At 66.8% G+C, this 26,494-nt stretch carries 27 protein-coding genes; 21 read left to right on the top strand and 6 right to left on the bottom strand.

Features of this window, described 5'->3' with window-relative positions; genetic code table 11:
• Nucleotide 1 precedes the first annotated feature (1 nt).
• The gene (locus DFR39_RS08170; protein ID WP_133603072.1) at nt 2–934 is read left to right on the top strand and encodes a response regulator; all 933 of its coding nucleotides are present in this window, start codon (nt 2–4) and stop codon (nt 932–934) included.
• A gap of 12 nt (nt 935–946) precedes the next feature.
• Nucleotides 947–2,026, top strand: coding sequence for a coiled-coil domain-containing protein (locus tag DFR39_RS08165; RefSeq protein WP_133603071.1), 1,080 nt, complete (start codon nt 947–949; stop codon nt 2,024–2,026).
• A 59-nt stretch (nt 2,027–2,085) separates the two neighbouring features.
• Here the strand turns inward: DFR39_RS08165 and DFR39_RS08160 are convergent, their stop codons facing one another.
• Both DFR39_RS08160 and DFR39_RS08155 read right to left on the bottom strand, forming a co-directional pair.
• Entirely contained in the window at nt 2,086–2,517 is a 432-nt protein-coding gene (locus DFR39_RS08160; RefSeq protein ID WP_246030748.1) for a type 2 periplasmic-binding domain-containing protein, read from the bottom strand.
• Nucleotides 2,518–2,558: 41 nt separating this feature from the next.
• Complete coding sequence (locus DFR39_RS08155) at nt 2,559–3,641, bottom strand: hypothetical protein (protein ID WP_133603070.1); 1,083 nt, start codon at nt 3,639–3,641, stop codon at nt 2,559–2,561.
• Nucleotides 3,642–4,129: 488 nt separating this feature from the next.
• Between DFR39_RS08155 and DFR39_RS08150 the strand changes: the two genes are divergently transcribed.
• On the top strand, nt 4,130–4,546 hold the full coding sequence (locus tag DFR39_RS08150; RefSeq protein WP_133603069.1) for a hypothetical protein: 417 nt from the start codon (nt 4,130–4,132) through the stop codon (nt 4,544–4,546).
• Between the two features lie 18 nt (nt 4,547–4,564).
• Entirely contained in the window at nt 4,565–5,035 is a 471-nt protein-coding gene (locus DFR39_RS08145) for a DUF6152 family protein (RefSeq protein WP_133603068.1), read from the top strand.
• A 25-nt stretch (nt 5,036–5,060) separates the two neighbouring features.
• Here the strand turns inward: DFR39_RS08145 and DFR39_RS08140 are convergent, their stop codons facing one another.
• The gene (locus tag DFR39_RS08140; protein WP_133603067.1) at nt 5,061–5,960 is read right to left on the bottom strand and encodes an HDOD domain-containing protein; all 900 of its coding nucleotides are present in this window, start codon (nt 5,958–5,960) and stop codon (nt 5,061–5,063) included.
• Nucleotides 5,961–6,114: 154 nt separating this feature from the next.
• Here DFR39_RS08140 and DFR39_RS08135 point away from each other — a divergent pair, with 154 nt between their 5' ends.
• On the top strand, nt 6,115–6,783 hold the full coding sequence (locus tag DFR39_RS08135) for a transglutaminase-like cysteine peptidase (protein ID WP_133603066.1): 669 nt from the start codon (nt 6,115–6,117) through the stop codon (nt 6,781–6,783).
• A 25-nt stretch (nt 6,784–6,808) separates the two neighbouring features.
• Nucleotides 6,809–8,719, top strand: a complete 1,911-nt coding sequence (locus DFR39_RS08130; RefSeq protein WP_133603065.1) for a bifunctional diguanylate cyclase/phosphodiesterase — start codon at nt 6,809–6,811, stop codon at nt 8,717–8,719.
• 30 nt (nt 8,720–8,749) lie between these two features.
• On the opposite strand, the gene DFR39_RS08125 is transcribed toward DFR39_RS08130, so the two are convergent.
• Entirely contained in the window at nt 8,750–9,301 is a 552-nt protein-coding gene (locus DFR39_RS08125) for an NUDIX hydrolase (protein WP_133603064.1), read from the bottom strand.
• A gap of 41 nt (nt 9,302–9,342) precedes the next feature.
• On the opposite strand from DFR39_RS08125, the gene maiA reads away from it, so the two are divergent.
• Both maiA and pgeF read left to right on the top strand, forming a co-directional pair.
• On the top strand, nt 9,343–9,978 hold the full coding sequence (gene maiA / locus DFR39_RS08120) for a maleylacetoacetate isomerase (RefSeq protein WP_133603063.1): 636 nt from the start codon (nt 9,343–9,345) through the stop codon (nt 9,976–9,978).
• Complete coding sequence (gene pgeF / locus DFR39_RS08115; protein ID WP_246030747.1) at nt 9,975–10,739, top strand: peptidoglycan editing factor PgeF; 765 nt, start codon at nt 9,975–9,977, stop codon at nt 10,737–10,739. Before maiA ends, pgeF begins: the two co-directional genes overlap by 4 nt.
• Here pgeF and DFR39_RS08110 read toward each other — a convergent pair.
• Nucleotides 10,656–10,958 carry a hypothetical protein gene (locus DFR39_RS08110; RefSeq protein ID WP_133603062.1) on the bottom strand — a complete coding sequence of 101 codons (303 nt, stop codon included), beginning with the start codon at nt 10,956–10,958 and terminating at the stop codon, nt 10,656–10,658. The two genes, pgeF and DFR39_RS08110, sit on opposite strands and share 84 nt — an antisense overlap.
• A gap of 147 nt (nt 10,959–11,105) precedes the next feature.
• Here DFR39_RS08110 and phaC point away from each other — a divergent pair, with 147 nt between their 5' ends.
• Genes phaC through phbB form a run of 3 tightly spaced genes read left to right on the top strand, consistent with a single transcriptional unit; the run spans nt 11,106 to nt 14,758 of the window.
• The gene (gene phaC / locus DFR39_RS08105; RefSeq protein ID WP_133603061.1) at nt 11,106–12,779 is read left to right on the top strand and encodes a class I poly(R)-hydroxyalkanoic acid synthase; all 1,674 of its coding nucleotides are present in this window, start codon (nt 11,106–11,108) and stop codon (nt 12,777–12,779) included.
• Between the two features lie 17 nt (nt 12,780–12,796).
• Nucleotides 12,797–13,978 carry an acetyl-CoA C-acetyltransferase gene (locus DFR39_RS08100; protein ID WP_133603060.1) on the top strand — a complete coding sequence of 394 codons (1,182 nt, stop codon included), beginning with the start codon at nt 12,797–12,799 and terminating at the stop codon, nt 13,976–13,978.
• Nucleotides 13,979–14,020: 42 nt separating this feature from the next.
• Nucleotides 14,021–14,758, top strand: a complete 738-nt coding sequence (gene phbB / locus DFR39_RS08095; protein WP_133603059.1) for an acetoacetyl-CoA reductase — start codon at nt 14,021–14,023, stop codon at nt 14,756–14,758.
• 134 nt (nt 14,759–14,892) lie between these two features.
• Here phbB and DFR39_RS08090 read toward each other — a convergent pair whose 3' ends face one another.
• On the bottom strand, nt 14,893–15,699 hold the full coding sequence (locus DFR39_RS08090; RefSeq protein ID WP_133603058.1) for an IclR family transcriptional regulator domain-containing protein: 807 nt from the start codon (nt 15,697–15,699) through the stop codon (nt 14,893–14,895).
• Between the two features lie 97 nt (nt 15,700–15,796).
• On the opposite strand from DFR39_RS08090, the gene DFR39_RS08085 reads away from it, so the two are divergent.
• From DFR39_RS08085 to ntrC, 10 genes are all read left to right on the top strand, one after another.
• Complete coding sequence (locus tag DFR39_RS08085; RefSeq protein WP_133603057.1) at nt 15,797–16,612, top strand: TIGR00266 family protein; 816 nt, start codon at nt 15,797–15,799, stop codon at nt 16,610–16,612.
• Nucleotides 16,613–16,809: 197 nt separating this feature from the next.
• Nucleotides 16,810–17,781, top strand: a complete 972-nt coding sequence (locus DFR39_RS08080) for a YncE family protein (RefSeq protein ID WP_162849481.1) — start codon at nt 16,810–16,812, stop codon at nt 17,779–17,781.
• A 121-nt stretch (nt 17,782–17,902) separates the two neighbouring features.
• Nucleotides 17,903–18,727, top strand: coding sequence for a polysaccharide deacetylase family protein (locus tag DFR39_RS08075; protein ID WP_133603055.1), 825 nt, complete (start codon nt 17,903–17,905; stop codon nt 18,725–18,727).
• Nucleotides 18,728–18,731: 4 nt separating this feature from the next.
• A complete protein-coding gene (locus DFR39_RS08070; RefSeq protein WP_133603054.1) occupies nt 18,732–19,697 on the top strand; it encodes a sterol desaturase family protein in 966 nt (321 codons plus the stop codon).
• 49 nt (nt 19,698–19,746) lie between these two features.
• Nucleotides 19,747–20,646: an EI24 domain-containing protein gene (locus tag DFR39_RS08065; protein ID WP_246030746.1), complete on the top strand. Its 900-nt coding sequence runs from the start codon at nt 19,747–19,749 to the stop codon at nt 20,644–20,646.
• A gap of 33 nt (nt 20,647–20,679) precedes the next feature.
• Nucleotides 20,680–21,486 (top strand): competence/damage-inducible protein A, encoded by an 807-nt coding sequence (locus DFR39_RS08060; protein WP_133603053.1) that lies wholly within the window; start codon nt 20,680–20,682, stop codon nt 21,484–21,486.
• Between the two features lie 246 nt (nt 21,487–21,732).
• Nucleotides 21,733–23,148 carry a type I glutamate--ammonia ligase gene (gene glnA / locus DFR39_RS08055; protein ID WP_133603052.1) on the top strand — a complete coding sequence of 472 codons (1,416 nt, stop codon included), beginning with the start codon at nt 21,733–21,735 and terminating at the stop codon, nt 23,146–23,148.
• 138 nt (nt 23,149–23,286) lie between these two features.
• A complete protein-coding gene (locus DFR39_RS08050) occupies nt 23,287–23,781 on the top strand; it encodes a hypothetical protein (protein ID WP_133603416.1) in 495 nt (164 codons plus the stop codon).
• 45 nt (nt 23,782–23,826) lie between these two features.
• A complete protein-coding gene (gene glnL / locus DFR39_RS08045) occupies nt 23,827–24,912 on the top strand; it encodes a nitrogen regulation protein NR(II) (RefSeq protein ID WP_133603051.1) in 1,086 nt (361 codons plus the stop codon).
• Between the two features lie 26 nt (nt 24,913–24,938).
• Entirely contained in the window at nt 24,939–26,426 is a 1,488-nt protein-coding gene (ntrC, locus tag DFR39_RS08040) for a nitrogen regulation protein NR(I) (RefSeq protein ID WP_133603050.1), read from the top strand.
• Nucleotides 26,427–26,494 lie beyond the last annotated feature (68 nt).

Below are 26,494 nucleotides of genomic sequence, written 5' to 3'. Positions count from 1 at the left end.
AATGACAGCAACAACGGACACACCCGCCCAGATCCCGATTCGCGTTCTGATCGTGGATGACAGTCGCGCGATTCAGGCCATCATTCAACGCGTCTTGCAGTCGGCTTCGCTGGGGCCCTTGAGCATAGAGCTTGCTATGGATGGTGAGCAGGCCTTGCGGCTGGTGAACAGCTTCAGGCCCGATCTGGTGATTTCTGACTGGCACATGCCCAAGGTGGGTGGCCTGGAGATGCTGCAGACGTTGCGCCAGATCGGTCTGCATGATGTCAAGGTTGGCTTCGTTACGACCGAGACTGCTTCGCGCCATCTGGATCAGGCACGCAGCAATGGTGCGCTCTTTGTCATCAACAAACCCTTCAAGGATGAGGACTTGCTTCGTGAAGTGCAGGCGGTGTTGTCCGGCCGCGGAGTAGAGGCGGCGTCCACAGACAGCACGGCAGACGAGGCAGCGCGTGCGATTGAGTCGGATGAAGCCCTGGCTCGGCTGATCAAGAGACTGTTGCAAGACATTCCGTTCCGTCTGATTCCTGCCCCAAGTCAGACGCTGGAAGATCTGAAGCTGCCGCACAACCTGGCCATGTACATGGCAGATGGGCGCAAGACACCGCATGCCCTGGGCGCTTTGGATGCCAATGCGTGCTGCATCCTAGGGGGGGGTGGCGCCCAGCTTCAGCCAGCGCCGGTTCGAGCGGCGATGCAGGCGGGCGCGCCCACGCCCGAGATGATGAAGTTTGCCGATGAGTTCATGCGCGGCCTCGCCGCGTGCTTGACTCGGGATGCCGGCTCGCCGGAGGTGCAACTGAAGGTCGTGAATCTTCTACCCAAGCCCTTCGAGAAGCTGAGCACCCTGATGTCCAGCGGCCTGGCGCGCAGCGACTACCGCCTCTCGGTGCCAGGCTATGGCGAGGGGCGCTTGGTCTTTGTGCGGGTGTGAGGAGCTGATCCCATGGAAATCGGTGCTGAGGGCGTGGCGGCTGTCTCGCTATTCCTGGCCAACGTGATCGTGATCATCGTGGCCATCGGCACCTACTGGCGGATGACACGCTACGAGGAAAACAACCACGTGCATATCATCAAGGCCCTGCTCGAAACACGGGAGGCGGGGCGGGAGATGAAGGCCGCCGCACGCGAGCTGTTGCGCGCGGCGGAGCGGGCCGGGGCTAGCGGGCCGGGGCAGGGTGGCAGTCAGGGCGCATTCGGGGCGCCCTTGTCTGCGGCGGACTTGCGAGCCCTGTCTGAGCTGCCCCAGTTGGTGCGACAACTACTGGCAGTGTCGGATCTCGCCCATGAACGCGGCGACGTTCCGGGCGAGTGGGGCGAGGGGCCCGAACCCCTGCCCCCGCCTGAGCGCGCTCAGGAAATGAGTCAGGAGCAGCTGGAGGCGCTCAAGCTCAGTCATCGCAAGGAGGTGGAGCGCATACTGGCTCAGCGGCGACGTGTGCAGGCGGAGTTGATGGAGGCGAGAGAGCGCCTGGAGGAAAGCAGCCGTTTGCTGAATTCCTTCAGAACCCGTGCCGCCCAGAGTCTGTCGGACAAGGCAGAACTCAAGGCGGTGCGTGAGCGCGCCGAACGTGCGGAGAGCGTCGCTGCCAAGCTGCAGCGCGACATGGACGACTTGTTGCGTAGCTCTCGGACTGCCGCGGGCAGGCTTGCTGCCCCTGATGCCCAGACGCTTCGGCAGATGGAGCAGGAAGCTCAGGCGCAGCGCGAGCAACTTGCCGAAGCCGCAAGAACGATCGAAACGCTGCGAGCGCAGCTGGAGGCTCTGGGGGCTGATGCTCCCCAGCAGGATGAGTTCCGTCAGTCAGCGAACGAGGCGGCGCGTGAGCAGCTGGAGCGGGAGATCGAGAAGCTCAACCAGCGTGTTGAGGAACTTGAAGACTCCCTGCGCCGCAATCTAGTCGAGAAGAGTTTCATCGAAGACCATTACCTCAAGGAAGCCCAGAGGCCAAGAGATGAGGCAGCGACGGGGGCTGCACCCGTGCCGCCGCTCACGACAGACCAGGAACGCGTCGAGCAGCGCTGACCATGTCACTCAGACGCTGGTAGACCGACCTGGCCATTGCCCCCGTTCAGTGCATGGCTTCACTCTATGGTTAGCACCACCTTCACGGTGTTGTCGACGGCAGACTTCTCGATGTAGCCGATAGCGTCAACATTACCCGCCACATGCTTTTTAACCTCAGCGGCGCTCGAGAGCTCTTTGGGCGGGGAGGCCTTGCCTGAGAAGGTGAGTCGGGCCCAGGAGGCCTTGACCTGCGCCGCCGTCTTGCCGGCGGCCTTGGTGTAGAAAAGCTCACGCACGGCATTGGCATCCGGCAAATCGGCCGGCTGGGCCGGCCCGGCGCCTGGTAGTGAAGACGTCTTGCCAAGAAAGACCGCGGAGGCCTGCTCGGGGCTTAGGGTCGTCAACGGGCTCTTGGGGTTGACGATCACGACCACCTGCGCCGAGGCCGCGAAGCTGCAGCCCAGCAGCAGGGCCGTGGCGATGGTCCAGATCTTGAATTCTTGCAACATCAGATACTCCTCAGGCTGAAGACATTGCGAGCCGCTGCGGCTCAAAACACCAGGTCATAGGAAGCGCTCAGCAGTCTGGAGTTGCCGACGTAGGCCGGCGTGCCCTGATCGCGCACGCGGTCTATCTGCAGCTTCAGCGCGCCACCTTTGTGCAGCTCATAGCGCAGGGCCAGCAGGTGGCTGCGCAGCTTCACGGGCACATAGCCTGCATCTGGATAAGCGGTCTCGAGATAGTTGCTGCTGCCTGCCGTCAGCGTGAAGTCGCCCCAGCGATAGCCCGCCGTTGCCAGGTAGTAACGCGCCTTGTAGCCGACAGCCTCCCGGTCGGACCTGCCAAACTCGGTTCGCACGATCCACGAACCCACATCGGCGTTGAGCGCCAAGCCGATGAAGGTCTGATGCTTGCCGCCGGAGTCAACATCCACGCTTCCCGTTGCCCGATCCGTCTGCCTGAGCTTGCTTCGGATATAGCTCAGACGGCCGGTGAACCAGTCATAGGAAGCCTCGACGGTGAATCCGCCTATGCCGCTCCAGCGCACATCCTTGGCCTCGTCGTAGACGAGCTTGGTGTAAGGGTTGTCCCGGCTGTTTTCGCTGCCCAGCAGCAGCTCGCTGCGCACGGTCAAATCGCCGTAGCTGCTGTTGTGGCTCAGGCTGGCGCCGTTGTAGTTCACAACCTCCCAGCCATAGACATCCGGGCTCGGGCGCACCGTGTTGTAGGCATAGCCGATGTCCTGAAAGTCAGAGTAGTAGTAGAGCGGCAGACGCTTTCGACCCACTTGCAGGGTCGTGCTGGGGCTGAGCTTGTAGCTCATGTACAACCACTCCAGATTGAGATGCTGGTCTTTGAGCGTGCGGGCGGTGATCTGCGCCGTGGCGCTCAGTTCAGGGCTGAATGTCAGGGTGCCCTGCAGACCGGCCCGGGTCTCCTGCTTGGCGCTCCAGCTGTCCCGGTAGACGCCGGCATGTCCCCAGTCGGCGATATAGCGTGTGCAGCCCAGGTTGTACTGGCCGGCTAGCGCACCCTCGGTGCAAGCGCCCGAGGTTTTACCCAGGGCCAGGGTGGCAAACCCGCTGAAGCTGAAGTCCTGTGCTGATCCAGCCTGAGGTGACAAACCCGCCATAGTGGCGATGGCAGCGGACAGAGCCTGGCGAATCCAGGGCCTTGAACCATGATTTCCGTTGAAGCGCATCCAATCCTCCAATCTTGCAAGAGGTGATCGGCTGCTTGGGAGTGGGCAGTCGACCGGCAACAAAATCATCTGGAACTCCCTGACTACACCCGCGACCGGGTCCGAGGCGAGGGGTCGCGTGCTTCACACGACATCGCTGTCTGCATCTTGCCATCGGCCCAGGACCGACACATCAGCTTGGAACTATGGACTGCAAAAACGCGACATTCTGCATTGGTTTTGCGTGAATAAGTGCGCAAAGTGATATTAATTTGAATTTTTCGCAGGAAGCCGTGCAATTTTTAGTGATTAAAAAGATAAAAAATGAAAATCGATCTGAGCCGCTTTCAGCTGCAATCGAGTCATGTGTGTACAAAAGGTACAGGCAGACCTTGGTCGCCGTGGCCTGAATCGAGGACCTTGGCTATGCTCACCGCGGCATGAATCTGGACCGTATTGCCTGGGCCTACCCAGCCCTGGAGGCCCTGCATGTGTTGGGCATTGCGATGCTTTTTGGCAGCCTGCTGGTGCTGGAGCTGCGCCTGCTGGGCCGGGCGCGCGCCCTAGACCTGCGCGTGCTGGCGCGCCTGACCCTGCCCCTGGCCCTGCTGGGCTTTGGCCTGTGCGCGCTCACGGGTCTGGCCATGTTCGCCGGCCAGGCCGACGAGCTGCTGGGCAACCGCGTCTTTCTCTACAAGATGGGCCTGATTGCCCTGGCCGGGCTCAATGCCGCGCTCTTCCATGCCGGGGCGGGCCTGGCGCGGGCCGAGAGCCCTGGGGCGCGTGCCCAAGGCCTGCTCTCGCTGGGGATTTGGATCGCTGTCATCATCTGCGGCCGCTGGATTGCCTACGTCTGAACTCTCAAGGAGCGATGCATGGAGCGACGTCTTGTCTTGCTGGGCGCCACCCTGGCGGCCCTGGCACCACGGGCCTGGGCCCACCATGGCTGGAGCAGTTTTGACCAGCAGCGCCCGCTCTGGCTGGAGGGGCGTGCCACCCAGGTCTGGTGGCGCAACCCGCATGCCGAGCTGGACCTGCAGCTGCCCGACAAGCCGGCCCTGCCCGCCGATCTGAAGCAGCGCAAGCTGCCGGCGCAGAGCGCGGGCGTGGACGGACAGGCCTTGCTGGCCCGGGCTGAGCTGCCGCGCCGCGCCGACAAGCGCTGGCGCGTGGAACTGGCGCCCTTGACCCGCATGCAGGCCTGGCAGGTGGCCGAGATCAAGCCCGGCGACAGCCTGGGCGTGCTGGGCTTCAGCTTCGAGGCGGAAAAGGGCGAGGCGCTCTTGCGGGCCGAGTACCTCTTCGTGGGCGACAAGGTCTACGGCCTGCGCTCCTCGCCGGCCTGAAATCGGGCGCTGAGAGCGGAGCCGCTCAGGCCTCGTCCAGCAGGGGGCGCAGCTGTTCGTCCCAGGCCTCGACCTCGCCCATATCGATATGCAGCCAAGCCAGGGCGGCGTCGCGGTTGGCGGCCCAGTCCATGTCCTCGGGCAGGGCCTCGTGGCGGCGCATCAGATGCTCGGCCACCAGACCGGCCGCGACCAGGGTGTGGACCTCGGGCTCGATGGCCGCATCGCCCAGCGACTCGAAATCATGGTGCAGGCGTATGGCCGACATCAGCTCCGGCGCCATGTCCCAGGCGCGGATCAGCAGGGCGCCGACCACCGCGTGATCGCTGCGGTGGTTGGCGTTCTCGGTGGCGATGAAGGGGCGGTCGATGCGGGCCGCAGCCTCCACCATGGTGGCGCCGTAGCCGCGCACGCTTTGCAGCAGCACCGGCATGCCCACATGGCAGAACAGCCCGTAGGTATGGGCCAGATCCGGCGAGAGGCCGGGCAGCTGGCGTGCGATGAAGGCGCAGGCGATGGCGCGCTTGGTGGAGCGCTCCCAGAAGCGGGCGAGGTGCGGGTTGTTGACCGGCATGCTGTTGCGCAGCAGGAAGCCCGTCATCAGGGCCGCGGTCTCGCGCAGCCCCAGCCGGGTCATGGCCTGCCCCACGGTGGTGCAGGGCTGGGCCTGGGGATCGCGGTGCAGGGGGCTGTTGGCCATGCGCAGCAAGGTCGCAGACATGGCCACATCGCTGGCCGCAATGCGGGCGATCTCGTTCAGGTCGGGCTCGGCCTGGGCCATCGCGGTACGCAGCCGGCTGAGCAGCTCCGGACAGGGGGGGATCTGGATCTGCCGCAGGGGGCCGTTGCGGCGGGACTGATCCAGCTCCTGGCTGATATGGGCGCGGGTCTTGGCCGGGGGACGGGCGGAGGGCGTGGTGCTCATGAAGGGGGTACCGGATCGGCTCCGGCACGCAAAGACGGGGTGCGGCGTGAACGATAACGCGCCGCCGCATGCGGCGGCGACAGTTGCGCACGTTAAAGTGGCCGCAAGTATGGCGCAGGCTCAGCCCAGTCCCCCCCGTTGGGCATGTTCATTCATGCAGGATTACCGCCGGCCGAAGCTTGCGGGCTGCTGCCTGGCTGGCCTGGTCCTTCTGGGTGGCCTCCTGCTGCCCGGCCCCACGCCCGCGCTGGAGTCCGAGCGGGTGCTGGAGGCGGCCAACCGCTTCGGCCCGCGCACCCTGGGCTCGGCCCGCCAGCTGCTGCAGCTGCTGGAGCGTCTCGGGCCCCAGGATGAGTCGCAGCGCCTGCGCACCATCAATGAGTTCTTCAACCAGCGCATCGCCTTTCGCGAGGACCAGCAGGTCTGGGGCCGGGTGGACTACTGGGCCAGCCCGCTGGAACTGCTGGACAAGGGGCAGGGTGATTGCGAGGACTACGCGATTGCCAAGTATTTCAGCCTGCTGGCCACGGGCGTGCCCGAGGCAAAACTGCGGCTGGTCTATGTGCGGGCCATGCTGGACGGGCGTCCTCAGGCCCATATGGTGCTGGCCTACTACGCCCAGCCCGATGCAGAGCCGCTGATTCTCGACAATCTGGTTCCGGATGTGCGTCCGGCTTCGGCCCGGGGCGATCTCGCCCCCGTCTTCAGCTTCAACAGCGAAGGTGTCTGGCAGGGCGTGGCGGGCGCGAGCGCCGGCAGCGCCGTGGCGCGTCTGTCGATCTGGCGCGAGGCCTTGGCCAAGATCCGTGCCGAGGGGTTCTAATCATGAGCATGAACGAAAGCAATCCATGTCGTTGATACGCCAAGTCTGGCTGCTTCTCCTGGCCCTGATGCTGGCGGCATTGCTGGGCAGTGCCGCGGTGTCGGCCCTGTCCATGCGTCAGCTCATGCAGACCCAGCTGCAGCTCAAGAACAATGACAATGCGGCGGCCCTGGCCCTGGCCATGTCCCAGCAGGGCGGGGATGCGCAGCTGATGGAGCTGCTGGTCTCGGCCCAGTTCGACACCGGCTACTACCAGAGCGTGACCTGGCGCCGCGCCGACGGCAGCGTGGCTTTCGAGCGCCAGGCCCCGGCCAAGGCCAGCACGGCCCCGGCCTGGTTCGTGGCCCTGACCCCCATCGAGGTACCCCCAGGCAGCGCCAAGGTGTCCAATGGCTGGCAGGCCGCAGGCGCCGTGGAGGTGCGCAGCCAGGCCGCCTATGCGCACGATGAGCTCTGGGCCGCCAGCCTTCGCATGGCGGTCTTGCTGGCGGCGCTGGGGCTGCTGGCGGCCGGTGCCGCCCATCTGGCCCTGAGCCGCATACGCCGCCCCCTGGACAATGCCGTGGCGCAGGCCCTGGCCGTGGTGCAGGGCCAGTACACCCTGGTGGACGAGCCCCGTGTGCCCGAGCTGGCCCGTCTGGCCCAGGCCATGAATGCCATGGTGGCCAAGGTGCGCCAGATGTTCGAGGCCCAGGCCGAGCAACTGGAAGTGCTGCGCCGCCAGGCCCACTGCGATGCCCTGACCGGGCTGAACCAGCGCAAGCACTTCCTGGCCGAGTTGGAGTCCGCGCTCAGCCGGGACGATGGTCCGGCCCGCGCCGGCCTGCTCCTGCTGCGCCTGCGCGATCTGGAAGGCCTGAATCAGCAGCTGGGTCGCGGGACCGTAGACCAGGTCCTCTCGGCCCTGGGCCATGTGGTGGCGGTCTACCCGGAGCGGGTCAACGGCTGTCTGGCCGGGCGTCTCAACGGCGCCGACTTCGCCCTGTGGCTGCCGGCGCCCGATGTGGCCCAGGACACCGCCCAAGCCCTGTCCCAGGCCCTGCAAGCCGGTCTGGCCGGCTTTGGCAGTGCGGTGCAGGTGGCCATGGGCGCGGTGGAGCTGGCGCGTGAGCGCCCGCTCAGCGACTGGTTTGGTGCGGCCGACTCGGCCCTGGCCCGCGCCGAGGCCCGGGGTGGTTTTGCGGTGGAAGTGCTGAGCACGCCGGCCGACACCAGCATCCAGGGCGAACGCGCGTGGCGCACCCAGATCCTGGACGCCATTGCGGCACGCCAGGGTCGGCTGCGCGAATACCCGGTGCTGGACAAGCAGGGGCAGCTGCTGCATCTGGAGTGCCCGCTGCAGCTGCAGCTCGAACCGCAGGCCGGCTACGAGACCGCCGCACGCTGGCTGCCCCTGGCCCAGCGCAGCCGCCTCACCGCTGAGGTGGATCTGCATGCCACCGCCTTGGCGCTGGAGGCCATTGCCCAGGACGGCCGGCCGCGCTGCGTCAATATTGCGCCGGCCTCCCTGCTGGAGGGCGGTTTTGTCGCCCGACTGCGCGAGCAGGTCTTCCACGCGCCGCAAGCCGCCCGCAAGCTGGGCCTGGAGCTGGCGGAGAGCGCCGCCCTGCAGCACTTCGAGCTGCTGCAGGAGATGGGGCGCCAGCTGCGCCCTCTGGGTGTCAAGCTGGGTCTGGAACATGCAGGCCCGGGCCTGTCCCATGTGGACCGCCTCTACCAGGCCGGGCTGGACTATGTGAAGCTGGACGCCGCCGTGGTGGTGGGCGTCTCGGGCGATGCGGCGCGTGCCGCCTTTGTGCGCGGCATGGTCATCATGCTGCGCAGCCTGGCGCTCAAGGTCTATGCCGAGGGCGTGGTCGAGGCCCTGGATGTGCAGGCCCTGTGGGACTGCGAGCTGGACGGCGTCACCGGTCCCTGGGCCACCTCCCAGCGCTGAGCTGATCAGCCCCGCGCCCCGCGGGGCTGATCAGCCGATATCGGCGCTGTGCAGCTCGTAGGCGCGGCCCAGCCGGCGATCCTCGAAGAAGCGTTGCAGCGTCGCACGCACGGTGCGAAAGGCCAGTTCGTCCCAGGGGACCTCATGCTCGTGGAAGAGCCGGGCCTCCAGTGTCTCGGGGCCGGGATTGAACTCGGTGGAGAGCAGGCGGGCGCGGTAGTACAGATGGATCTGGCCCACCTTGACCACGTTCATCAGGCAGTACAGGGGCAGCAGCTCGATCTGGGCGCCGGCCTCCTCGTCGGTCTCGCGCTGGGCACCCTGGGCAGCGGTCTCGCCCAGTTCCAGAAAACCCGCCGGCAGGGTCCACAGGCCGTAGCGCGGTTCGATGGCGCGCTTGCACAGCAGCACGCGGCCGTCTTCCCAGACCGGCAGGGTGCCCACCACATTGATGGGGTTTTCGTAATGGATGGCGCCGCAGCCGGTACAGCTGGCGCGTTCCCGGTTGTCATCCGCCGGCACGCGGTACTCCACGGCTTGGCCGCAGTCTGGGCAGTGTTTGAAACGACGCGAGAGCCACATGCGCCGCAGTGTAGCCGCGCTGCCGATGGCATCATGCGGACATGGAACTCTTCAACTACTTCCGCTCCTCGGCCTCCTACCGCGTGCGCATCGCCCTGGCACTCAAGGGCCTGGACTATGTGTACCGGCCGGTGCATCTGGTGCGCAACGAGCAGCAGGCCGAACCCTATGCCACGGCCTCGATCTCGCGCCTGGTGCCCCTGCTCAAGGATGGCGAGTCCTATGTCGGCCAGTCCCTGGCCATCATCGAGTATCTGGACGAGACCCATCCCGAGCCGCCCTTGCTGCCGGCCGACGCCCTGGGGCGGGCCCGGGTGCGCGCCCTGGCCCAGGACATCGCCTGCGAGATCCATCCGCTGAACAATCTGCGCGTGCTGCGCTATCTGACGCGCGAGCTGGCGGTGGACGAGGAGGCCAAGAATCGCTGGTACCGCCACTGGGTGGAGGAGGGGCTGGCCGTGTTCGAGCGTCGCCTGGCGGATGGGCAGGCGGGTCAGTTCTGCCACGGGGATCAGCCGGGCCTGGCGGACTGCGTGCTGGTGCCGCAGATCTTCAATGCCCGCCGCTTCGACTGCAAGCTGGATCATGTGCCGCGCCTGATGCAGGTCTTCGAGCGCTGCATGCAGCACGAGGCCTTTGCCAAGACCCAGCCCTCGGCCTGCCCGGACGCCGAATGAGTCTGCCGCATCCGGACTGGCTGCAGCCCGACTGGCTGCGGCCTGATGTGCGCGCCTTCATGAGCACGCGTGCCGGCGGTGTGAGCCGTGGCGAGTTCGAGAGCATGAATCTGGGTGTCGCGGCGGGGGATGATCCGGCGGCTGTGGCCGAAAACCGGGCGCGGCTACAGGCGGCGCTGGGCGCGCCGGCAGTATTCCTGCGCCAGGTCCATGGTGCCGAGGTCTTGCGCCTGGATCGGCGCTGGTTGCACGAGGTCGCACCGCCGGCCGATGCGGCCATCAGCACCGACCCGGACCTGGGCGTGGCCATTCAGGTGGCGGATTGCCTGCCCGTGCTCTTTGCCGCGCCGGGTGCAGTCGGCGGTGCCCATGCGGGCTGGCGCGGCCTGGCCGCCGGGGTGCTGGAGCGCACCGTGGCGTCCCTGTGCGAGGCGGCGGCCTGTGAGCCCTCCCAGGTGCAGGCCTGGATGGGGGCCTGCATAGGCCCCGAGGCCTTTGAGGTGGGAGCCGAGGTGCGGCAGGCCTGTGGCGGGGATCCCGCCGCCTACCGCTATCAGCCCAATGCGGCCGGCGAGGATCGCTGGCGGGCGGACCTGGCCGCGCTGGCGCGCGAGCGGCTGCAGGCTCTGGGCCTGGGCCGGGTCAGCGGCGGTGGTTGGTGCACCGTGAGCGAGGCCTCAAGGTTCTTTTCGTACCGGCGCGAGCGCCTGCTCGGCCGGGAGAGCGGGCGCATGGTCGCCGCCATCCGCCTGCTGGGCTGAGGTCGGGTCCTGTGCCGGCTCGGCCTGGACCTGTTCGGCGAGGCGCCGGGCCCGACGCCGGGCCGGGGTGCCCAGCAGATACATCACGATGCTCAGGGGCAGCAGGCCGTAGAGCAGGAAGGTGAACAGGGCGCCCAGCACCGTACCCTGGCTGCTGACGGCCTCGGCCAGCGCCATCATCACAACCACATAGAGCCAGGCAATCGCAACCAGATACATGGGCGGGTGTCATCAGGAGGTAAGGCAGCGAGATTACAACAAGGGTGAGCGTGGGAGCTGTGGCAAGCTTCTTGCCTGTGTGCAGACGAGATGCCGGGGGCGCGCGGGTGCGCGTCCGGGCCGGACATCCGGTTCCTGAGGAGACACATGAAACGCAAGTCCCCAAGTGCGGCGCCTTCGGCCGCGGAGGAGGCCTCGGCCGTGGCGGCCGACCTGTTCAAGTCCCTGGCCGGTTTGCAGGTCCCGGTATCGGCCTGGACCCAGCTGCAGGCCAGCTATCTGCAGCAGGCCAGCAGTCTTTGGAATCAGGCCCTGCAGGGGCATCTGGACAAGCCCGCCGATCGGCGCTTTTCCGCCGAGGCGTGGCAGAGCAATCCGGCCAGCAGTTTCATGGCCCAGCTCTATCTGCTCAATGCCCGCACCCTGCAGCAGATGGCCGAGCAGGTGGAGGGCGACGAGAAGACCCGGGCGCGCATCCGCTTCGCGGTGCAGCAGTTCGTGGACGCCGCCGCGCCCAGCAACTACCTGGCGCTCAACCCCGAGGCCCAGCGCCTGGCCCTGGACACCCAGGGCGAGAGCATCGCACGCGGCCTGCAACTGCTGTGGGGCGACATCCAGCGCGGCCATCTCTCGCAGACCGATGAAAGCGCCTTCGAGGTGGGCCGCAATGTGGCCACCAGCGAGGGCGCGGTGGTCTACGAGAACGAGTTCTTCCAGCTGCTGGAGTACAAGCCGCTGACGGCCCAGGTGCATGAGCGGCCCTTCCTGCTGGTGCCGCCCTGCATCAACAAGTTCTACATCCTGGACCTGCAGCCCGAGAACTCCCTGATCCGCTACGCGGTGGAGCAGGGCCACCGCACCTTTGTGCTGAGCTGGCGCAACCCGGATGAGAGCTGCAAGGCCTGGACCTGGGACGACTATGTGGAGCAGGCCGTCATCCGTGCCATCCAGGTGGTGCAGGAGATCAGCGGCAGCAAGACCCTCAACACCCTGGGCTTCTGCGTGGGCGGCACCTTGCTGGCCACGGCCCTGGGCGTGCTGGCGGCGCGCGGCCAGCAACCCGCGGCCAGTCTGACCCTGCTGACCACCTTGATCGACTTCAGCAGCAATGGTGTGCTGGATCTCTTCGTGGACGAGGCCTCGGTGCGTTTGCGCGAGATGAGCATAGGCCCCGATGCGCCCCAGGGCCCGGGCCTGCTGCACGGCAAGGAGCTGGCCGCCACCTTCAGCTTCCTGCGACCTAACGATCTGGTCTGGAACTATGTGGTGGGCAACTACCTCAAGGGCGAGGCACCGCCGGCCTTCGACCTGCTGTACTGGAACGGCGACTCGACCAATCTGCCCGGCCCCATGTACTGCTGGTATCTGCGCCACACCTATCTGCAGAACGAGCTGAAGCTGCCGGGGGCGCTGACCGTCTGCGGCGAGTCGCTGGACCTGTGCAAGATCAAGGCGCCGGTCTATATCTATGGCTCGCGCGAAGACCATATCGTGCCCTGGGACAGCGCCTACCGCTCCACCCAGATCTTCACGGGCAAGAAGCGCTTCGTCCTGGGGGCGTCCGGCCATATCGCGGGCGTGATCAATCCGCCGGCCAAGGGCAAGCGCAGTCACTGGATCGGCAAGACCGCAGCCCTGCCCGAGCAGGCACAGCAGTGGCTGGACAGTGCGGTGGAACATCCGGGCAGCTGGTGGACGGACTGGGCCAGCTGGCTGTCTACCCATGCCGGTGCCATGAAGCCGGCCCCGCGTACCGTGGGTGGGCGCGGCCACAAGGCCATCGAGCCGGCGCCCGGCCGCTACGTCAAGACCAAAGCCTGAACAGGAGAGAGCGTTCCATGAGTACCGATATCGTCATCGTCGCCGCGGCCCGCACCGCCATCGGCAAGTTCGGCGGCAGCCTGGCCAAGACCCCGGCCAGCGAGCTGGGCGCCACCGTGGTGCAGGAACTGCTCAAGCGCGCACGCCTTGAGGGAGGCCAGGTCGGCGAGGTGATCCTGGGCCAGGTCTTGCAGGCCGGCTGTGGACAGAACCCCGCGCGCCAGACCGTGATCAAGGCCGGTCTGCCGCATGCCGTGCCGGCCATGACCATCAACAAGGTCTGCGGCTCCGGCCTCAAGGCCGTGATGCTGGCGACCCAGGCCATCCGCGACGGCGACAGCGAGATCGTGATTGCCGGCGGCCAGGAGAACATGAGCCTCTCGCCCCATGTGCTGCCGGGCTCGCGCGACGGCCAGCGCATGGGTGACTGGAAGCTGGTCGACACCATGATCGTGGACGGCCTCTGGGATGTGTACAACCAGTACCACATGGGCATCACGGCCGAGAACGTGGCCAAGCAGCACGGCATCAGCCGCGAGGCCCAGGACGCCCTGGCCCTGGCCTCGCAGCTCAAGGCCGCGGCGGCCCAGGACGCCGGCCGCTTCCAGGACGAGATCGTGCCGGTGAGCATTCCGCAGAAGAAGGGTGACCCGCTGGTCTTCGCGGCCGACGAGTACATCAACCGCAAGACCAATGCCGAGGCCCTGGCCGGTCTGCGGCCCGCCTTCGACAAGGCCGGCAGCGTGACCGCCGGCAATGCCTCGGGCCTGAACGACGGCGCCGCCGGTCTGGTGCTGATGAGTGCGGCCAAGGCCGCCAGCCTGGGCCTGACGCCCCTGGCGCGCATCGCCTCCTATGCCAGCGCGGGCCTGGACCCGGCCTTCATGGGCATGGGCCCGGTGCCAGCGGCCAAGAAGGCGCTGGAGCGCGCCGGCTGGAAGCCCCAGGACCTGGATCTGCTGGAGATCAACGAGGCCTTCGCGGCCCAGGCCTGCGCGGTGCATCAGGAGATGGGCTGGGATACCAGCAAGGTCAATGTCAACGGCGGTGCCATCGCCCTGGGTCACCCCATCGGGGCCTCGGGCGCGCGCATCCTGGTGACCCTGCTGCATGAGATGCAAAAACGCGATGCCAAGAAGGGCATCGCCTCCCTGTGCATAGGCGGCGGCATGGGCGTGGCCCTGTGCGTCGAACGATGAACCGAGAACAAACCCAGACTGAGATCAGCAAGGAGACCTGAGATGAGCCAGAAGATTGCTTACGTGACCGGCGGCATGGGTGGCATTGGTACCGCCATCTGCCAGCAACTGCACAAGGATGGCTTCAAGGTCATCGCCGGTTGTGGCCCCAGCCGTGACCATGCCAAGTGGATCGCCGAGCAGGCCGAACTGGGCTACACGTTCTACGCCTCGGTGGGCAATGTGGCCGAGTGGGAGTCAACCGTCCAGGCCTTCGAGAAGGCGATTGCCGAGCACGGCCAGATCGATGTGCTGGTCAACAACGCCGGCATCACCAAGGACCGCATGTTCCTCAAGATGAGCCGTGAGGATTGGGACGCGGTGATCAGCACCAACCTCACCAGCATGTTCAACGTCACCAAGCAGGTGGTGCCGGGCATGGTGGACAAGGGCTGGGGCCGCATCATCAACATCTCCTCGGTCAATGGCGAGAAGGGCCAGGCCGGCCAGACCAATTACTCGGCCGCCAAGGCCGGCATGCACGGCTTCACCATGGCCCTGGCCCAGGAACTGGCCAGCAAGGGCGTGACGGTGAACACCGTGAGCCCGGGCTATATCGGCACCGATATGGTCAAGGCCGTGCGCCCCGATGTGCTGGAGAAGATCGTGGCCCAGATCCCGGTCAAGCGCCTGGGCGAGCCCTCGGAGATCGCCTCCATCGTGGGTTGGTTGGCCAGCGACACCTCGGGCTTCACCACCGGCGCCGACTTCTCCTGCAACGGCGGTTTGCACATGGGGTGAGATCGGGCCGAGGACAGGCCTGAGGCCTGTCCGACGCCGATCGAACGACAGCCCACGTCGAGCGTGGGCTGGCTGGGGAGAGTTGCTCCCCCGAAAGCAAATGCAAGACGGCCCACGAGCCGTCTTCATACTTGTCACCCCGCCCGAATCTGCAACAGCCTCGAAATGCTCTGCGCCGCTTCCAGCAAGCGGGGCAGGTGCTGGGCCAGCAGGGTCTCGGGCGGGTTGCGGTTGACCTGGGTGCTGACATTCAGGGCCGCGATGGTGCGGCCGCTGCGGTCCGTGATGGGGGCCGCCAGCGAAACCAGACCGTCCTCCAACTCCTGATTCAGCAGACACCAGCCCTGCTCGCGCACCGCGGCGATGCGCAGGCGCAGCTCGTCCAGGCTGTTGGCGGTGCGTGCCGTGTGCTGCTGCAGCTGCACGCCTTGCAGATGGCGCTCCAGCGCCTCGGCGTCCAGATCGGCCAGCAGCACCCGGCCCATGGAGGTGCACCAGGCGGGCAGGCGGCTGCCCACGCCCAGATTGATGCTCATGATCTTGCGCGCCGGCACGCGCAGCACATAGACGATGTCCTGCCCTTCCAGCACGGCCGCGGAGCAGCTCTCCTTGAGGTCGGCCACCAGGGTCTGCATCACCGGCTCGGCAAACTGCCACAGGGGCTGGGAAGAGAGGTAGGCAAAGCCCAGGTCCAGGATCTTGGGCGTCAGGGCGAACTGGCGCCCGTCGCTGCGCACATAGCCCAGGGTCTCCAGGGTCAGCAGGATGCGGCGAGCCCCGGCGCGGGTCAGGCCGCAGCGGCGCGCCACCTCGGTCAGGGTCTGGCGCGGCGCCTCGGCGCTGAAGGTGCGTATGACCGCCAGGCCACGCGCAAAGGACTGCACATAGCTGTCTCCCGGCTTGAGCGCGGGCAAGTCTGAGGTGGAACTGGCGTCATTCATGGGCGGCCAGTATAGGCAGACCGGATTTCTGTACCATCGCGCCCGTTTGCCACATGGGTGGCGGCTTGTTGGCCAGTAGTGCCGGGAGATTGACGCAATGGCGATGGATGTTGTGGATTACGAGATCAAGGGCAGCGAGATGCAGTTCGTCGAGGTCGAACTGGATCCCGGTGAAGCGGCCATCGGTGAAGCCGGCAGCATGATGTTCATGGATGCCGGGATCAGCATGGACACGGTGTTTGGCGATGGCGCCGCCCAGCAGGGGGGCTTCTTCGGCAAGCTGCTGGGCGCTGGCAAGCGGCTGATCACGGGTGAGTCGCTGTTCACCACCATTTACACCAACCAGGCCGCCGGCAAGCAGCGCGTGGCCTTTGCCGCGCCCTATGCCGGCAAGATCCTGCCCATGGACCTGCGCCAGCTGGGCGGCACCCTGATCTGCCAGAAGGATGCCTTCCTGTGCGCCGCGCGTGGCGTGTCCCTGGGCATCGCCCTGCAGCAGAAGCTCAGCACCGGCTTTTTCGGCGGCGAGGGCTTCATCATGCAGAAGCTCGATGGTGACGGCCTGGCCTTTGTGCATGCCGGCGGCACTGTGGTGCGCCGCACCCTGCAGCCGGGCCAGACCCTGCTGGTGGACACCGGCTGCGTGGTGGCCTACACGCCCAGCGTGGACTTCGAGATCCAGTACGTGGGCAAGATCAAGACCGCGCTCTTCGGCGGCGAAGGCCTGTTCCTGGCCAAGCTGAGCGGCCCGGGCGAGGTCTGGCTGCAAAGCCTGCCCTTCTCGCGCCTGGCCTCGCGCATCTTTGCCGCGGCGCCCCAGACCGGCGGCGGCAGCCGCGAGCAGGGCGGCCTGCTGGGCGGTCTGGCCGCGGGCGGCCTGCTGGGCGGCGTGCTGAGCGGCGACGACGACTGAGGCTTGCCGCCGCGGCCGTGATCCGGCTTGACCCGGCTTAAGAATGGGCCGGGCTCATGCCGCCTACACTCTGGGGCAGTGCTTGCACTGCCCTTTTTTCTTGCTTGCCCGCGGCCCAGATCGCCCGGGCAGGGGCGTGCCCGATATCGAGGAACGAGAGTTTGCTGACCCTGTGCACCCCACGCTGGCCGCGCGCCCTGGCCCGTTTGACCCTGGCCGCGTTCCTGGGCCTGAGCGGCTCGGTCTGGGCCAACAAGCCCATCTTTGTGCTGAACTCCCTGGATGCGGACATCAGCGTGATCGATCCGGTGAGCTTTACCCAGCTCAAGCGCATTCCGACCGGCAAGGAGCCTCACCATCTTTATATGACGCCGGACGAGAAGTCGCTGATCGTGGCCAATGCCCTGGGGGATTCGCTCACCTTCATCGACCCCCGCACGGCCGAGGTGCAGCGGGTGCTGCAGGGCATTGTCGACCCCTACCATCTGCGCTTTTCGCCGGACATGAAGTGGTTCATCACGGCCGCCAACCGTCTGGATCACGTGGACTTCTACCGCTGGGTGCCCGGTGACGCCGCCAAGCCCTTGCAGCTGGTCAAGCGCGTGCCCGCGCCCAAGACGCCCAGCCATCTCTTCATCGACAGCAAGAGCACGCTGCTCTATGTGTCGCTGCAGGACAGCGACGAGGTCAGTGCCTTCGGCCTGAGCGACCAGCAGCTGCGCTGGAAGATCAAGGTGGGCAAGATGCCGGCCGACATCTACCTGACCCCGGATGACAAGCATTTGCTCGTGGCCCTGACCGGCGACTCGGTGGTCGAAGTCTATGACGTGCAGGGCGCCCAGCCGCGTCTGCTCAAGCGCCTGCCCACGGGCAAGGGCGCCCACTCCTTCCGCGCCCTGGGCGACAAGCGCCATGTCTTTGTGAGCAACCGCGCGGCCAACACCATCAGCAAGATCCAGCTCTCCGACTTCACGGTGGTGGCCGAGCTGCCCGGCCCCGGCGGCCCGGACGATATGGATGTGCTGGCCGATGGCAAGACCCTGCTGGTCACCTCGCGCTGGGGGGGCAAGCTGACCATGATCGACATCGAGAAGCGCCAGGTGCTGCGCAAGGTCAAGGTCGGCAAGTCGCCTCACGGCGTCTGGACCCTGGACCACGCGCCGAGATGAGCTCCCCCCCTACCGGCTTCGCCGGCCCCCTCAATGGGGCACACCCGAGGGCCCGGCAAAGCCGGATCCCCGGGTGTCGCTCGGGGCTGCTGCCAGCTCGCGTTCAAGCGTCGGTCTCGTCATGAGCCTGCGCCGTTGGAGCCTGGCCGCGCTGGCCGCCGTGCATTTGGGGGCCTCGGCCTGCCAGGCCGGCGAGAAGCCGGTCTTCCTGACCTTCGACACCGGCCATATGGGCGTGGCGCCCCTGGTGGCCGAGCTGATCAAGAAGCACCAGCTGCGCCTGAGCTTCTTTCTGGCCGATGAGCCCACGCTCAATGGCGGCAGCAGCCTGGACGAGCAGTGGGCGCCCTGGTGGCGCGAACGCGCCGCCGAGGGCCATGACTTCGGCTCCCACACCTGGGCGCACGATATCTGGGAGGCCGATCTGCCGCCCGGCCCCGGCGGCGAGCCGCGCTTTCGCTTTCGCACCCAAGCCGGCGAGCAGACGCCGCGCTGGCGCGAGCTCAGCGCCAGCGAGTACTGCGAGGAATTGCGCAAGCCGGCCCGGCGCTTGAAGCGCATGACCGGGCGGGAGATGGCCCCTATCTTCCGTGCGCCCGCCGGCAAGGCTTCCAAGGCCCTGCTGGATGTGGCCCGGTCCTGCGGTTTTGAGCATGTGGGCTGGAGCGCCGCAGGCTTTCTGGGCGACGAGCTGGACAGCCGCCGCTACCCGAATGCGCAGCTTCTGCAGAAGGCGCTGCGGGATGTGCGTCCCGGCGATATCCTGCTGGCCCATCTGGGCATCTGGTCGCGCCAGGAGGCTTGGGCTCCCGCGGTGCTGGAGCCCCTGATCGAAGGTCTGAAGGCGCGCGGCATGTGCTTTGCGCCGCTGCGCGAACACCCGCGCTATGCCCGTTTGATGAAACCGATGACGCTGCCGGAGAGCGGCAAGCCCGGCTTGCCCTGAGTCTATGGATGCCCTGATCGAGAGCTTTGATGCAGCCCATCAGTGGCTGTTCGAGCAGTTGCTGCAGCCCCTGATGTTTTTCCTGGGCCTGGGCAATCTGCTGGCCGATGGTTACGCGGCCACGGGCTGGCTGCTGGTCGGCGTCATCCAGATCCTGGTCATGATCACCGCCTTGCGCGCCCTGGAGCGGTGGCGGCCGGTGGAGCCGGTCAGCGACCCGGCCGCGGTGCGGGTGGATGTGATCTACACCCTGATCCATCGCCTGGGCTTGGTGCGCGTCGGGATGTTCTTTGCCGTCGAGCCGCTGTGGGACCTGATCGCGGGCCAGATGCGCCTGGCCGGCGTGCCCAGCTTCCAGCTGGATGCGATCTGGCCGGGCGTGAGCGACATCCCCTGGGTGAGCTTTCTGCTCTACCTCGTGCTGTTTGACTTCGTGAACTACTGGCTGCACCGGGCGCAGCACCAGTTCCACTGGTGGTGGCAGCTGCACGCCCTGCACCACAGCCAGCGCCAGATGACGCTGTGGAGCGATAACCGCAACCATCTGCTGGACGATGTGCTGATCGATGCGGTCTTTGTGCTGCTGGCCCGTTTCGTGGGCGTGGAGCCGGGGCAGTTCGTGGTTCTGGTGGCGCTGTCTCAGCTGCTGGAAAGCCTGTCCCACGCGAATGTGCGGCTCTGGTTCGGTCCGGTGCTGGAGCGGGTGCTGGTCAGCCCGCGCTTTCATCGCCGGCATCACGCCATCGGCATCGGGCATGAGTCCGAGGGAGGGCGGGGCACCCTGGGGGGCTGCAATTTCGCCGTGCTCTTCCCCATCTGGGACCAGCTCTTCGGAACGGCCGACTGGCAGCTGCGCTTTGATCCCACCGGCATCCGGGACCAGCTGCCGGAAGAGGGCGCACGCGACTACGGTCGCGGCTTCTGGTCTCAGCAATGGCTGGGTTTGCGCCGCCTGCTGATGCGACGCTGACGGGTATGCTTGCGGCCTGAATCCGCATTGCAAGAACAAGGATCCCGCAATGGTGAATACCATGGGCCGCCTGGCCGACGCCTGCTGGCGCGCCGCCGCCTACTGCCTGCACCCCCGCGTCATCGGCCTGTCCCTGCTGCCCCTGCTGCTGGCGGCCGGTCTGAGCGTGGCCCTGGCCTATTTCTTCTGGGAGCCGGCGGTCGATGCCGTGCGTAGCACCCTGGAGTCCTGGGCCCTGGTGGAGAGCCTGTTGCGCTGGCTGGCCAGCATGGGCGCGGAGGGCTTTCGCAGCGTGATGGCGCCCCTGCTGGTCATCGTCATGGCCCTGCCCCTGGTCATGGTGCTCAGCCTGGTGCTGGTCGCCCTCCTGATGACGCCGTCCATCGTGGCCCTGGTGGCCGAGCGCCGCTTTCCCGGCCTGGAGCGCAAGATCGGTGCGCGCTGGTGGCAGGGGTTGGCCTGGTCCCTGCTGTGCTCGGCCGGTGCTCTGGGCGCCCTGTTCCTGAGCATGCCCTTCTGGCTGGTGCCGCCCCTGGTGCTGGTGCTGCCGCCCCTGATCTGGGGCTGGCTGTCCTACCGCGTCTTTACCTTTGATGTGCTCGCCGACCATGCCTCGCCCGAAGAGCGCCGCCAGCTGATGAAGGCGCATCGCCTGCCCCTGCTGAGCATGGGCGTGATCACCGGCTATCTGGGCGCCGCGCCGGCCATGATCTGGGCCTTTGGCGTGCTGACCGTGGTTTTCGCCCCGGTGCTGGTGGTGGCCACGGTCTGGCTCTACACCCTGGTCTTTGCCTTCTCCACCCTGTGGTTTGCGCATTACGCCCTGGCGGCCCTGGCGGCCCAGCGGGCCGCGGCCGCCGCACAGCCCGGCCCCGTGGTGGAGGTCGTGCCTGCCCAGCCGGTGCTGCCGGCCGAGCCGCCGGCTGCCGCCCCGCCGCTGCTGCCCTGAGCCTTCTTCAACATCTGCCGCCCTAGTGTTCGCATGCAAATCGGTTTGATCATCGTCGGCGACGAAATCCTGTCCGGCAAGCGCCAGGACAAGCATCTGGCCACCTTCATCGGCCTGCTGGCCGCGCGCGGCCTGAGCCTCGCCTGGGCCGAGTATGTGGGGGACGACCGCGAGCGCCTCACCGCCACCCTGCGCCGCGCCTTTGCCAGCGGCGATCTGGTGCTGAGCTGCGGCGGCATAGGCGCCACACCCGACGACCACACCCGCCAGGCCGCGGCCGCGGCCCTGGATCGCGAGCTGCTGATCCACCCCGGCGCCCGCGAGCTGATCTGGGGGCGCATCCAGGAGATGGCCGCCGAGCAGGGGCAGGTGGCCGACGCCGAGCACCCGGACAGCCTGCGCCGCTTCGAGATGGGGCGCTTTCCCGCCGGGGCCGAGCTCATCCCCAACCCCTACAACCGCATCCCCGGTTTCTATATCGGCACGGTTTACTTCGTGCCGGGCTTCCCGGTCATGGCCCACCCCATGATGGAGTGGGTGCTGGACCAGCGTCATGCCGATCTGCACCAGTCCGTCGGCATGCGCGAGCGCTCCCTGATCGTCAGCGGCGCCATGGAGGCCAGCCTCACGCCGCTGATGGAGCGCATCGAGGCCGAGCACCCGGGCATCAAGGTCTTCAGCCTGCCCAGCGTGGACCATCCCCAGTGGGGGCGGCATATCGAGCTGGGTGTCAAGGCCGGTCCGGCCTTGGGGGATGAAGCGCTGCAGGAGGCCTATGGGGCCCTGAAACAAGGCCTGATCCAATTCGGTGCATTGATAAGAACCGAATTGGTGCGTTAGTATGCACCGCGATGGTGCTGACGCCGTCCCGGGGTGAACCTCGGTTCGTCATGTGGCGGCTGGAGCTTGGAGCGCTGAGCCCAAAACATGCAGGCTGACGAGGATGCACCGGACTGGCGCCTGTCGGCAGCCCTCGATGTCCAAGTTGGCACGCAAACTGCTTTCTCTTGGATGGACGCCAAGAGGCGCTCGCCGAATTCTTTTCGACGTATTCACACCCCGTCCCAATCCGCTTAGGAGTTTTTGATGGCCAAGACCGTCGCTGATGTGATGCAGATGGTGAAGGACAACGAAGTCAAGTTCGTTGACTTCCGCTTCACCGATACCCGTGGCAAGGAACAGCACGTCTCCGTGCCTGTGTCGCACTTCGATGAAGACAAGTTCTCGTCGGGACATGCCTTCGACGGTTCCTCCATCGCCGGCTGGAAGGGCATTGAAGCCTCGGACATGCTGCTGATGCCGGATCCCAGCACGGCCAATATCGACCCCTTCTTCGAAGAGCCGACCCTGATCCTGACCTGCGACGTCATCGATCCGGCCGACGGCAAGGCCTATGAGCGCGATCCGCGCTCCCTGGCCAAGCGCGCCGAGGCCTATCTGAAGTCTTCGGGCCTGGGCGACGCCGCCTTCTTCGGTCCCGAGCCCGAGTTCTTCATCTTTGACTCGGTGCGCTGGGCCAACGATATGTCGGGCTCCTTCTTCAAGATCGAGTCCGAGGAAGCCGCCTGGAACACCGGCAAGGAATACGAGCACGGCAACTCCGGCTACCGTCCCACCGTCAAGGGCGGCTACTTCCCGGTGCCCCCGGTCGACTCCGGCCAGGACATGCGCTCGGAAATGTGCCTGGTGCTGGAACAGCTGGGCATCCCGGTTGAAGTGCATCACCACGAAGTGGCCAATGCCGGCCAGATGGAAATCGGCACCAAGTTCAGCTCCCTGGTGCAGCGCGCCGACTGGACCCAGCTGCAGAAGTACGTGATCCAGAACGTGGCCCATGCCTATGGCAAGACCGCCACCTTCATGCCCAAGCCCATCGTGGGCGACAACGGCAGCGGCATGCACGTGCACCAGTCCGTGTGGAAGGACGGCAAGAACCTGTTCGCCGGTGACGGCTACGCCGGTCTCTCGGACTTCGCCCTGTACTACATCGGCGGCATCATCAAGCACGCCCGTGCCCTGAACGCCATCACCAACCCCGGCACCAACAGCTACAAGCGTCTGGTCCCCGGCTTCGAAGCCCCGGTCAAGCTGGCCTACTCGGCCAAGAACCGCTCGGCCTCGATCCGCATCCCCTATGTGGCCAACCCCAAGGGTCGCCGCGTCGAGGCCCGCTTCCCGGACCCCAGCGCCAACCCCTATCTGTGCTTTGCAGCCCTGCTGATGGCCGGTCTGGACGGCGTGGAAAACAAGATCCACCCGGGCGAGGCCGCCACCAAGGACCTGTACCACCTGCCGCCGGAAGAAGACGCGAAGATCCCGACCGTCTGCCACAGCCTGGACCAGGCCCTGGAGTACCTGGACAAGGACCGTGCCTTCCTGACCAAGGGTGGCGTGTTCACCGACAGCTTCATCGATGCCTACATCGAGCTGAAGATGCAGGAAGTGACCCGCTTCCGCATGGCCACCCACCCGGTGGAATTCGACATGTACTACGCGCTGTGATGCACAAGGGCAGCGAGCGTGCCTGCCACGCCATGCTGCCCTGGCCTGCGTGCGGGGGACGGCTTGGGCCGTCCCTTCTTTTTTCTGCCCCGCGGCTTGGGCCACAATCGCGCCATGCCTTATCGCCACACCTGCCTGATGCTGACTCTCCTGAGCTGTGCCCTGGGGGTACAGGCACAGGTCTACCGCTGCCCGGGGCCCCCGGTGCTTTACACCGATGCGCTGAGCCCGAAGGAAGCGCAGGAAAAGGGTTGTCGCTCCATCGAGGGCACGCCCATCACCGTGCTGCAGTCGCCCAAGCCGCGGGCGGCAGCACCGGCGCCAGCGCCCGGGGCAACGCCGGGTGCGGCGCCGACGGCCAGCCGGGGTGGCAATGAAGGGCGTGTGGATCCCACGCAGCAGAAGGGGCGTGACGATGAACGCCGCCGCGTGCTTGAGAGCGAGCTGCGCGAGGCGGAAGCCCGCCTGGCCGAGCTGCAGCGCGAGTACCAGGGTGGGCAACCCGATCGCCGTGGCGACGAACGCAACAACTATCAGAAGTATCTGGACCGTGTGGCCGAGCTCAAGGCCGGTATCACCCGCCAGGAAGCCGATATCCAGGCCCTCAAGCGCGAGATCTCCAAGCTGCCCTGAGCGTCCGGCTCGGGTGGCGGCGGTCCGTGACGGGGCCGTACGAGCATGAACGAGCATCCTCCCTCAGGCTACGAGGCCTTTGACCTGCTGGCCACCATGGTGGCCGTGGTGCGGCCCGACGGCGAATGCCTGTTCGCCAATGCGGCGTTTGAGTCTGTGATGCGGCTCTCGCGCCGCGCGGTTCAGGGCCTCAATCTCTTCGACTGGTTTGCCGATGCGACACGCCTGCGCGAGACCGTGGCCGCCGTGGCCGGCAATGCCTACTCCAGCGGCCGCTTCGACGCCCAGCTGCGCCGCGGCGCGCGCCCGCATGAGGACCTGCTGCCGGTGCAGGTCATCGTCAGCCAGACCGACAGTCCCGAGCGCGTGTTGGTGGAGCTGATCGAGAACGCCCAGCAGGCGCGGCAGGATCGCGAGGAGCGCACCCTGGATCAGGTGCAGGCCACCAAGGAGCTAATCCGCAATCTGGCCCACGAGATCAAGAACCCGCTGGGTGGTATCCGCGGTGCGGCCCAGCTGCTGGCCCTGGAGCTGCAGCCGACCGAGCTGGGCCCTGAGCTGGAGGAATACACCCAGGTCATCGTGCATGAGGCCGACCGCCTGCAGTCCCTGGTGGACCGCCTGCTGGCCCCGCACCGCCGCGCCCAGGTGGTGGGCGATGTGAACATCCACGAGGTCTGCGAGCGGGTGCGATCCCTCATCCTGGCCGAGTATCCGCGCGGCCTGCAGGTGCTGCGCGACTACGACATCTCCCTGCCCGATTTCCGCGGCGACCGCGAGCAGCTGATCCAGGCCGTGCTCAATATCGTGCAGAACGCCGCCCAGGCCCTGCAGGTCCAGATCGCCGAGGGCTCGGCCGTCATCACCCTGCAGACGCGCGTGGCCCGCCAGGTGACCATTGGCAAGCAGCGCTGGCGCTTGGCATTGGAATTGCATATCCAGGACAACGGTCCCGGTGTGCCGGCCGAGATCCGCGATCGCATCTTCTATCCCCTGGTCTCCGGCCGGGATGGCGGGACCGGTCTGGGTCTGACTCTGGCGCAAACCATCGCTCAGCAGCATCAGGGCATGATTGACTGCGACAGCGAACCGGGCCGGACCGATTTTCGAATCACCCTGCCTTTGCCCTGAACGCGGTGGGCGAAGGGGAGCACTGCATGAAATCCATCTGGATTTGCGACGACGATCACTCCATCCGATTTGTTCTGGAGAAAGCCCTGAGCCGCGAGGGCCTGCCGGTGCGCAGCTTCAGCAACGGCCGAGACCTGCTGGCCGCGCTGGAGGAGGGCGACAGCCCCCAGGTGCTGGTGTCCGACATCCGCATGCCCGGCGGCTCGGGCCTGGACCTGCTGGCCAAGGTCAAGGAGAAGATGCCCGGCCTGCCGGTCATCATCATGACGGCCTACTCCGATCTGGACAGCGCTGTCTCGGCCTTCCAGGGCGGGGCCTTCGAGTACCTGCCCAAACCCTTTGACCTCAGCCGCGCGGTGGAGCTGATCCGCCGCGCCCAGGAGGAGAGCCAGCGCGAGGCGGTGGCCGAAGAGGCCGCGGCCCAGGTGCCCGAGATGCTGGGCCAGGCCCCGGCCATGCAGGACGTGTTCCGCGCCATCGGCCGGCTGAGCCAGAGCCATGTCACGGTGCTGATCACCGGCGAGTCCGGCTCGGGCAAGGAGCTGGTGGCGCGCGCCCTGCACAAGCACAGCCCGCGCGCCGATGGGCCGTTTGTGGCCATCAACACCGCGGCCATCCCCAAGGACCTGCTGGAGAGCGAGCTTTTCGGCCATGAGCGCGGCGCCTTCACCGGTGCCCAGGCCACGCGCCGCGGCCGCTTCGAGCAGGCCGATGGCGGCACGCTCTTTCTGGACGAGATCGGCGATATGCCGCTGGACCTGCAGACCCGCTTGCTGCGTGTGCTGTCCGATGGCCAGTTCTACCGCGTGGGGGGCCACAGCCCGCTCAAGAGCAATGTGCGCGTCATCGCTGCCACCCACCAGAACCTGGAGGAGCGGGTGCGCCAGGGCGGCTTCCGCGAGGATCTGTTCCACCGCCTCAACGTGATCCGCCTGCGCCTGCCGGCCCTGCGCGAGCGCCGCGAGGACATCCCGGTGCTGGCGCGCTACTTCCTGCAGCGCAGCGCCACCGAGCTGGGCGTGGAGCCCAAGCGCCTGTCCGAGGCGGCCCTGGCCAAGCTGGTGGTCTTCGACTTCCCCGGCAATGTGCGCCAACTCGAGAACGTTTGCCACTGGCTCAGCGTGATGGCGCCCAGCCAGGTCGTGGAAGCCAAGGATCTGCCCCAGGAGCTGCTGCAGCCGCCCACGGCGGCGCTGGCCTCCGCGGCGGCCGCGCTGCAGCCGCTGCCGCCCAGCCCGGCGGGCATGAGCGTGGCGAGCGATCTGCCGCCCGCCAATCCGGCGCTGGCCGGCGGCCCCGATGCCTGGGTGGCCGAGATGGCCCGGGAGGCCAGGCGCCTGCTGGCCAGCGGTGAGCCCGAGGTCTGGGAGCTGCTGACCCGGCGTTTCGAGGCCAGCCTCATCCTGACCGCCCTGGACCTGACCCGCGGCCGCCGCATCGAGGCGGCGCAGAAGCTGGGCATAGGGCGCAACACCATCACCCGGAAAATCCAGGAACTGGGCCTGGACGCCTGAGAGAACTCTGCGCTTCTTGACCGCCGGGCCGGCCATGGCGGGCCGTCCGGGTGTATAAGCCCGGACGT

The sequence above is a fragment of the Roseateles asaccharophilus genome, from assembly GCF_004362405.1.
Taxonomy (GTDB): Bacteria; Pseudomonadota; Gammaproteobacteria; order Burkholderiales; family Burkholderiaceae_C; genus Kinneretia; species Kinneretia asaccharophila.
The sequence above is the reverse complement of the archived record's forward strand: the minus strand, read 5'-3'. Positions and strand labels throughout refer to the sequence as shown.